The sequence below is a fragment of the Streptomyces sp. NPDC057565 genome, assembly GCF_042801455.1.
In the GTDB taxonomy this organism is placed as follows: domain Bacteria; phylum Actinomycetota; class Actinomycetes; order Streptomycetales; family Streptomycetaceae; genus Streptomyces; species Streptomyces yanii.
Genome location: NZ_JBHVFU010000130.1, coordinates 1 through 7939, shown reverse-complemented (window position 1 = coordinate 7939; position 7939 = coordinate 1). Strand labels below are relative to the sequence as shown.

The window sequence follows — 7939 nt, the reverse complement described above, 5'->3', positions numbered from 1 at the left end:
CGGTCCCGACCTCGCATGAATTGCTGACGCAGAGCGACAAGATCCCATGGGCATCCAGGAATACGCGACACCTCAACACGCGAGCCCACCAGTCCGAGGCCGGCATAGCGAAGTGGGTGGAGGTCGTCGCGGGCTGGGGGGTGTCTTTTCACGAGCGGGAGTCGGCGCGTGAAACGAGGTCGGCGATGCGGGCCCACATCTGCGGCGGGTTGGAGTACATCGGGAAGTGGGCGCAGTGCTCGATCTCGGCAAGTTCGACACCGCCTTCGGCCAGGGCGGGGAGGTAGGACAGGGTGTTGTTCTGCTCTCCGTACATGAACATCTTCGGTGCGGGGAGCCGGAGGAACCGGTCGAGAAGCTTGCCGTGGTCGGAGAGGTCGACCATGGACTCGAAGATGGCTCTGACTGCTCCGGCCCGGACCTTGTGTGGAAGGCTCGACGCGTACAGGGCGCCGCCGTAGAAGCGTGAGTCGCCGACGCGTTCGGCGAAGCGGGTCAGGAATTCGTCGGGATTGTCGTGGGCGTGGGTGACGATCTGGCGGCTGAGGAAGCAGTCCTCGGGTGCGACGTTGCCCTCGATGTTGGTCAAGCTCGCGACCCGGCGGGGGTCGCCGTCGGCGAGCAGGAGTGCGGTCAGGCCGCCCATCGAGTGTCCGACGACGTGGAACCGGTCGATCTGCCGCGCCCTCAGGACCTGCTCGGCGACGGAGACGAGGAAGGGGACGGAGACGGCGCCGAGGTCCGCGCAGGTGCTGATGCCGCAGCCGGGCGCGTCGTAGGCCAGGACGGGGCGATCGGCGAGCCGTTTCTGCTGGACGACGTCCGCGTAGTCTTCCTTCGTCGACCCGAAGCCGTGGAGGAACACCAGCGGCATGCCGGTGCCGCCGCGGTGGAGGCCGGACACCTCGACGCGGGTGCCCTCGACGGTCAGGAGGAGCGTGAAGCGTTCGAGTTTCCTGACGGGGCTCATCGGGTCTCCTCCATCTGTCGTACGGCCGACTCTTGCTCGGCGGCCCCGAGGGCTGTCTGCAGTCGCTCGATCGCGGTGATCAATGTGTCGTCGTCCACGGCGAAGCACACCCGGATGCGTCCGGGGGCGTTGAAGGCCTCGCCGGGTACGACCGCGAGATGGGCGGTGTCGAGAAGCCACGCGGCGAGGTCGGCGCTGCTGGTCCAGCTTCGGTTGCGGAGGAGGGCGCTGACGTCGGGGAAGGCGAACATGCCGCCGTCAGGCAGTGGGCAGTCGATGCCGTCGATTCCGTTCAGGGCGTCCACCAGCAGCGCGCGCCGGCGCCGGTAGCAGCTCGCGGCCTCGACGGGAGTTCTGGTGTCGCCCAGGGCGGCGAGGGCGGCCCGCTGGTTGACCGTCGGGACGTGGGTGATGGTGCGGGACACGTGGAGGCGTGCCGAGGCGATGATCTGCGGTGGGGCCGCGAGCCAGCCGATGCGCCAGCCGGTCATGGCGTGTTCCTTGGATACTCCGCCCACGACGACGGTGCGGCCGCGCAGTTGCGGAGCCACGCGCAGGATCGACCGGTAGGTTCCGGTGTAGTCGAAGGCCCGGTAGATGTCGTCACTGATGACCCAGATGCCGTGCTGGTGCGCCCAGTCGGCGATCTGTCGCAGCCGGTCCTCGGGGTAGGCGGCGCCGGTGGGGTTGCCGGGGCTGGAGAGGATCACTGCCCGTGTGCGCGGGGTGCGGCAGCGGTCGAGGGCCTCGGCCGAGATGCGGAACTCCTCGTCGGTGTCGACCGGGACGGCGATGCCGTCGGCCGCTGTGACGACCTCGGCGTGCCCGGGCCAGCCGGGCGCTGCGACCAGGACCTCGTCGTCGGCGTCGATCAGGGCCTGAACGGTGAGGAAGAGGGCGTGTTTCGCGCCGAGGGCGATCTGCACGTCGCCCGCGCTCCAGGGGAGCCCGGTGTCGCCGGAGACCACGGTGGCGACGAGCGCGCGCAGCGCGGGGTCGCCCTGGGCTGTTCCGTAGTGGTGGGTGGCGGGGTCGCGGACGGCGGCGACGGCGGCCTCTACGACCACGGCGCTGGTGGCTGCCTGGGGTTCCCCGGCGGCGAGCGTGATGACGTCTGCGCCTTGGGCGCGCAGTGCTTCGGCTTTGGCGGCCACGGCGAAGATCGGGTTGTCCGTCATGGGTGCGTCACCGCCCGGCAGTTTCGAAGTTGTTGTACAGGTCGAGGGTGCTGTGGCCTTCCCGTAGCTGCTTCATCAGCTCGTTCTCGTGGGCCACGCGCGCGTCGGCGCGGTCGAGGATCTCCTCGGCCTTGGCCGAGGAGAGGGCCACGACGCCGTCGACGTCCCCGACGATGAGATCGCCGGTGTGGATCGTGATGCCGCCGACCGCGACGGGGCGTTCGAACACGCCGCGGAAGTCCTTGTGGGTGCCGAGGATCGCGTTGTTGCGTGAGAAGACCGGGAAGCCGAGGCCCTTGATCTCGTCGGCGTCGCGGACACCACCGTCGATGAGCAGGCCGGCGATCCCCCGCTGCTGGGCGGCCACGGTGAGGATCTCGCCCCAGTGGCCGAAGCGGGCGCCGCCGAGGTCGGCGACCAGGACGGACCCGGGCGGGGCCTGGAGCACGGCGTGGTGCAGGGCGAGGTTGTCGCCGCCGGCGCCCTGCACGGTGAACGCCGGGCCGCACAGCCGGGCGCCGGCCCACAGCGACCGCAGTTCGGGGGAAAGGGCGATGCCGAGCTTGGACGCCTCCAGCAGCGTCGCGCTGGAGTGTCCGCGGGCGAGGTCGTTCACGAGGCGTCCTTCCAGGTCTGGAGCGAGTGGTAGCCGTGCAGGGCGCGCGCCTCGGCGAGCGTGGCGCCGCCGCGGACGGCCTCGACGATGGCGTCTTCGACGCGGTCGATACGGCGGGCGATGTCCGCGGCCTCGTCCCAGCGGGCGGCCGGGACGACGACGGCGCCGTCGTCGTCGGCCACGAGGATGTCGCCGGGGTGGATGAGGACGCCGCCGATGGTGACGGACGTTTGGACTGCGGCGACCCGGACGCGGTCCTTGCCGGTGCGCATGAAGCGGGAGACCGACCAGATCGGGTAACCGGCGGTGGTCGCGACGGCGACGTCACGGCAGGTGCCGTGGATGACCGTGCCCGCGATGCCCCGCTCGTGGGCGGTCTGGCTCATGATGCCGCCCCACACTGTGCAGTCGGTGCGGCCGGCGTTGTCGATCAGGATGACCGCGCCGGCGGGGACGTCGTCGAGGAAGTCGCCCACCGTGCCGCCGGTGTCGTCGACCGGTTCGTAGGTGACGGTGAAGACCGGTCCGACGGTCCGCTGGCCCTGGCGCAGGGCGCCGATGCCTTGGAGGGATCCGGGCAGCCCGAGTGAGTCGAGGGCGTCGGAGACCGACGCTGTGGACAGGTCGGTGGCAAGGTTCGAGGTGACGGTGGGGACACTCATCGGACCGACTCCTTCGCTCCGGCGAGGCGGGCGTCGTGCATGGCCTGGGAGAGGGGCGTGCCCGCGCGCACCTCGTCTGCGATGGCGCGCTCCCGGGCGACGATCGCAGTGGCGATCTCCGCCACTTCCTCGGCCCGGTCCCGCGAGACGACGACGAGGCCGGTCTCGTCGGCGACGACGACGTCACCCTGTTCGACCGTGAGCCCGGCGACGCTGACCGGCTCGCCGGTGGAGTGCTGCTGCAACCTGCCCCGGGCCGTGGCCGGGATCGCACCGCGCGCGAACACCGGGAAACCCAGCTCGCGGGCCTCCGCCACGTCGCGGCACACGCCGTCGGCGACGACGCCGCGAACTCCACGCTGGGCCGCGCCCAGGCTCAGGATGCCGCCCCAGCACGACACGTCGGTGCGGCCCTGGTTGTCGACGACGATCACGCTCTGGTCGTCCGAGCTCTCGACGGCCGTGGTGGCGATGTGGGCGCCGGCAGGGCCTTCGACACGCGGTTCGAGCCCCACGGTGACGGCGAAGCCGACGACGGCCGCAGGGCCCCACACCGGACGGATGCCGCCGACTCCGGAAGGAAGCCCGAGCTGGTCGAGCGCGTCGCTGACCGCGGCCGAGTCGAGCGCCGCGAAGCGGTCCAGGAGAGATGAGTTGCTCATGGCTTCCACTTCAACAGCCTCCAGATATATTCGGAAGGTCTGATTCCCTATATCAGTAAGAGGCTGTGCAAATCATGGTCGAGATCCGGCAGGCCCGGTACTTCGTCGCGGTCGCCGAAGAACTCCACTTCGGCCGTGCGGCGCAGCGGCTGCAGATGTCCCAGCCACCGCTGTCCCAGGCGATCAAGCAGCTTGAACAGCAACTCGGCTGTGAACTGCTGCACCGCACCCAGCGATCGGTGGCCCTCAGCCCCGCAGGGGCCGTGTTCCTGCACCACTGCCGCGCCCTGATCCGGCACGCCGAGGAAGCGGAGATCGCCGCCCGACAGGCCGCGACCGGGCGCGGCGGCCTGCTGAGCCTGGGCGCCGTCGCCTCGGCCTTCTCCTGGCCCCTGCCACTCGTGCTGAAGCGGTTCCACGAGACCGTGCCGGACGTCGAGATCCGCACCCAGGAGATCGACACCCACGAGGCTGCGGCGGGCCTCCTCGACCGCTCACTCGACTGGGCGATCGTGCGCCAGACCGCCCCCGTGCGCGGCACCACAGCGACCTCGCTCTTCGCCGACCGGTTCGTCGCGGCCATTCCGGTCCACCACCCTGCCGCTGATGCCACCGGCCCGCTGGATCTGGCGGACCTCGCGAGCGGCCCGTGGGTGTGGCTGCACCGCCGCATCTCGCCCGACTACCACGACGCCATGGCAACCATGTGCCGAGCGGCCGGATTCAGCCCTGTCCCGGCCCACTGGGCCCGGTCGGTGACCTCGCAGATCGCCATGGTCGAGTGCGGGCTCGGCGTCACCGTCGTACCCGCCGCGGCGTCCGCGTCACGCCCCGCCGTCCGTTTCAGACCGCTCCGTCACGCGACGGCGACCATCGAACTCACCGCCATGACGAGGTCCGACCCCGGCGCGCTGGCCGAACGCCTCACCGCCATCGCGACGCAACTGACCACGGCGCAGGCACCGCCGCCGCACGACTGACTCCGGACGTTCATTCCGCAGAACCGCCGTGTCGGTCACCGGGATGAAGGCAAGGTCATCGGTCACTCCCTCGCGGCGTCGCCCCTACCAGGCGACAGCAAGCCCAGCCCCACAGACCAACAGGAGTCACTGGTTACTGTCCCTCTGCCACTGAGACTCTGATCGGTCACCGCGGTCGGTCTGCGCGGCAGCGCTGCGTCCGTGACGCGGGCTGGGGACAAACCCGCCGCCTGAGTCGGCGAGGAAGTTGGCTATGCCCAGGTCGATACCGACCACGCTGCCAGTCTTGGGCAGTGGTTCAGGGACAGGGCCACCCGCACCACACACAACCACCCACCCCTGGGCAGGGGCCGGTGACATATCGGAACCCGGGGGCCGGCACCCGGACGGCGCCGCGCGTAGCCTTGCCCGACAAGCTGCGGCCTTTCGCGTGGCCGGAACACAACAGGAGGCTGCGCGTTGCTCACCGTGGATCTGCACCCGATCTTCCGCAACAACCGGGACATCGAACTGGCCCTGCGCCAGGCCATGTTCAAGGCAGCGCGCAGCGGCGAGACCACGATGGAGATCATTCCGGGCAAGGGCTCGGGAAAACTGAAGAAACGCGTGCTCGCGTTCCTCAACCAGCCACACATCAAGAAGCTGTACGAACGCTTCGAGACAGACCCGACCAACGACGGCAGAGTCGTAGTCCACCTCAAGTCGTAAGACCGGGCCGCCCAACGGGAAAACGGCCTCACGCCCGAACGCCATACGCAGATCGCCCCCATCCGCGGTCTGTGGGGCAAGGGCAGGATCAGGTTCCGGTTCGCTGCCGCCGGCGCCAGTGCCCCCACTGGGCGGCCTCAGTCATGACACCTGCTCGGGCTGACGTGAGAGAGGACGGGACCGGTGTGAAACTGGGCACAAAAGGGGTGATCCCTGTGTCGGACCCACCGCACGCGTCCTCCGGTCCCGATACCGCCGTCGACGAGAATCGGCTGGAAGAACTGATCATCGAGGCGCAGACTGCCCTGCCAGTCGAAATGCCCGCCTTGGCGAACCGGTGCGCCTCCGCCCTGGGCCTGGACACCGCGTTGATCTACCTCGTCGACCTGCAACAACAGCTGCTCATCCCACTCGACGAGGCTTTGGAGCCGCTGCCGGTGGACCGCTCGTCGGCCGGCTGGGCGTACCGCACGGTCTCCCCGCGGGTGGCCGAGGCCGACGACGGCTTGATCCTCTGGATGCCTCTGGTCGATGGTGCGGAGCGGCTGGGCGTGCTGGCGGTGCGGACCGCCTCGCTCGACAAGGTGCGGATGCGCCGCAGCCGGATGCTGGCCCATCTGTTCGCCATGCTGATCACCTCCAAGCGCGCCTACAGCGACTGGCTCGCCGCCCGCACCCGCACTGCGACCATGCGGTTGCCCGCCGAGATGCTGCGGGCCTTCCTGCCACCCCGCACCATCGGCAGCAGCAGGTGCGTATCGACCGCGGTCCTGGAACCGGCGTACGACATCGCCGGCGACTCCTTCGACCACTCGGTGGTCAAGAACCTCCTGCACACCATGATCCTCGATGCCATGGGTCACGATCTGAACGCCGGCCTGACCACTTCGGTCGCCATGGCGGCGGCGCGCAACGCCCGCCGGGGCGGTGCCGACCTGGCCGACGTCGTCGGCTCCGTCGACCAGGCGCTCGCCCAGTGGCTGCCCGACTACTTCTGCACCGGCGTGCTGTGTCGGCTCGACGCCGAGACCGGGATGCTGCGCTGGGTCAATTGCGGTCACCACCCACCGCTGCTGATCCGTGGCGAGCGGGTGCTCGCCCGGGCGCTGGACAGCCCCCCACAGCCGCCGATCGGCCTGGCTGGTCCACTCGCCCCGGCAGCCCGGCAAGTCCACGAGGCGACCCTGGAACCGGGCGATAGCGTCCTGCTCTACACCGACGGTGTCGTGGAGGCTCGCGACGCGGACGGTGCGGAGTTCGGCCTTGACCGGTTCACTGACTTCATCATCCGCTCCTCCTCCGCCGGACAGCGCCCGGCCGAGGTACTGCGGCTGCTCATCCACGCCATCCTCGATTACCAGTGCAACCAACTGCGGGACGACGTGACCATCCTGCTCTTCGAATGGCGTCCGCAGCATCGGTGACGCGGAATTGCGCCAGAGCCTCGCTGTGCTCGTGCTCCGTCTTCGGCCGGGTCCAGGTTCACCCCGGCCCACGACGCTTGGTGAGCGGCGGCTGTCAAAGCCCACGGCGAACGGGACGGCACTCGCTCATCGAAGTCCTTCTTCTTGGCCGTCACCTGCCTCACGAACACCTGGTCACCGACCTCGCGGCGGCCTTGAAAACGGGCGCTCTAACCGCGGACGCGGTCGCGCTGGAGGCCCGCAAGGCTGCGAAAGAGGGGCTCTATGCCGATGGCGTAGGCGACGTACTCGGACAGGCTCTCGTAGGGCAGGCCGGCCTTCTCCACGATCCCGGCCAGCACTGCGGATGCCGATTAATCATCCGCCCTGATCAGGCGGCATGTTGGTACTCGCGAAGGGTTCCGCCGAGTCGATCTCGTCGGCCGATCTCCAAGTGCTTGATCTGCCCTGGTTCGGCGGTCGGTGTGGGCAGCGGGCGGAGCGGAGCGGCTTGCCCCAGGGCCCGGTGGGGGCGATGGCCGTTGTCAAACGACTCGAACTCGCGCAAGGCGTGGAGTAAGTGCCGCTGGCCCCATATGAGGGTGCGGTCCAGCAGCTCACGTCGACAGGTTTGTCTCCATCGCTCCATGATCGAATTCATCCGCGGCATCCGGATACCGCTGGTGACGACCTCCAGCCCGGCGTCGGCGAGCACGGCGTCGAAGGCCTTGGTGAACTTCGAGTCCCGGTCCGGATCAAG

9 protein-coding genes are annotated in these 7939 nt (G+C 69.4%); 3 read left to right on the top strand and 6 right to left on the bottom strand.

All coding sequences use genetic code 11. From position 1 onward, the window contains the following. Positions 1 to 148: 148 nt before the first annotated feature. Genes ACFU8W_RS51675 through ACFU8W_RS51655 form a run of 5 tightly spaced genes read right to left on the bottom strand, consistent with a single transcriptional unit; the run spans position 149 to position 4088 of the window. Positions 149 to 970, bottom strand: coding sequence for an alpha/beta fold hydrolase (locus tag ACFU8W_RS51675; protein ID WP_384052771.1), 822 nt, complete (start codon positions 968 to 970; stop codon positions 149 to 151). Continuing rightward, positions 967 to 2148: an aminotransferase class I/II-fold pyridoxal phosphate-dependent enzyme gene (locus ACFU8W_RS51670; protein WP_384052770.1), complete on the bottom strand. Its 1182-nt coding sequence runs from the start codon at positions 2146 to 2148 to the stop codon at positions 967 to 969. Before ACFU8W_RS51670 ends, ACFU8W_RS51675 begins: the two co-directional genes overlap by 4 nt. 7 nt (positions 2149 to 2155) lie before the next feature. Then, positions 2156 to 2764: an RraA family protein gene (locus ACFU8W_RS51665; protein WP_384052769.1), complete on the bottom strand. Its 609-nt coding sequence runs from the start codon at positions 2762 to 2764 to the stop codon at positions 2156 to 2158. Continuing rightward, positions 2761 to 3426 (bottom strand): RraA family protein, encoded by a 666-nt coding sequence (locus tag ACFU8W_RS51660; protein WP_384052768.1) that lies wholly within the window; start codon positions 3424 to 3426, stop codon positions 2761 to 2763. Before ACFU8W_RS51660 ends, ACFU8W_RS51665 begins: the two co-directional genes overlap by 4 nt. Continuing rightward, positions 3423 to 4088 carry an RraA family protein gene (locus ACFU8W_RS51655; RefSeq protein WP_384052767.1) on the bottom strand — a complete coding sequence of 222 codons (666 nt, stop codon included), beginning with the start codon at positions 4086 to 4088 and terminating at the stop codon, positions 3423 to 3425. The genes ACFU8W_RS51660 and ACFU8W_RS51655 overlap by 4 nt, the downstream gene beginning before the upstream one ends. Before the next feature lie 74 nt (positions 4089 to 4162). On the opposite strand from ACFU8W_RS51655, the gene ACFU8W_RS51650 reads away from it, so the two are divergent. From ACFU8W_RS51650 to ACFU8W_RS51640, 3 genes are all read left to right on the top strand, one after another. Next, positions 4163 to 5068: a LysR substrate-binding domain-containing protein gene (locus ACFU8W_RS51650; RefSeq protein WP_384052766.1), complete on the top strand. Its 906-nt coding sequence runs from the start codon at positions 4163 to 4165 to the stop codon at positions 5066 to 5068. Positions 5069 to 5536: 468 nt separating this feature from the next. Continuing rightward, the gene (locus ACFU8W_RS51645) at positions 5537 to 5776 is read left to right on the top strand and encodes a Smr/MutS family protein (protein WP_266992960.1); all 240 of its coding nucleotides are present in this window, start codon (positions 5537 to 5539) and stop codon (positions 5774 to 5776) included. Positions 5777 to 5982: 206 nt separating this feature from the next. Then, positions 5983 to 7200, top strand: a complete 1218-nt coding sequence (locus tag ACFU8W_RS51640) for a PP2C family protein-serine/threonine phosphatase (RefSeq protein WP_384052772.1) — start codon at positions 5983 to 5985, stop codon at positions 7198 to 7200. A 370-nt stretch (positions 7201 to 7570) separates the two neighbouring features. On the opposite strand, the gene ACFU8W_RS51635 is transcribed toward ACFU8W_RS51640, so the two are convergent. After that, positions 7571 to 7939, bottom strand: a 369-nt coding sequence (locus tag ACFU8W_RS51635) for an integrase core domain-containing protein (RefSeq protein ID WP_384052765.1), incomplete at its 5' end; no start/stop codon positions are given.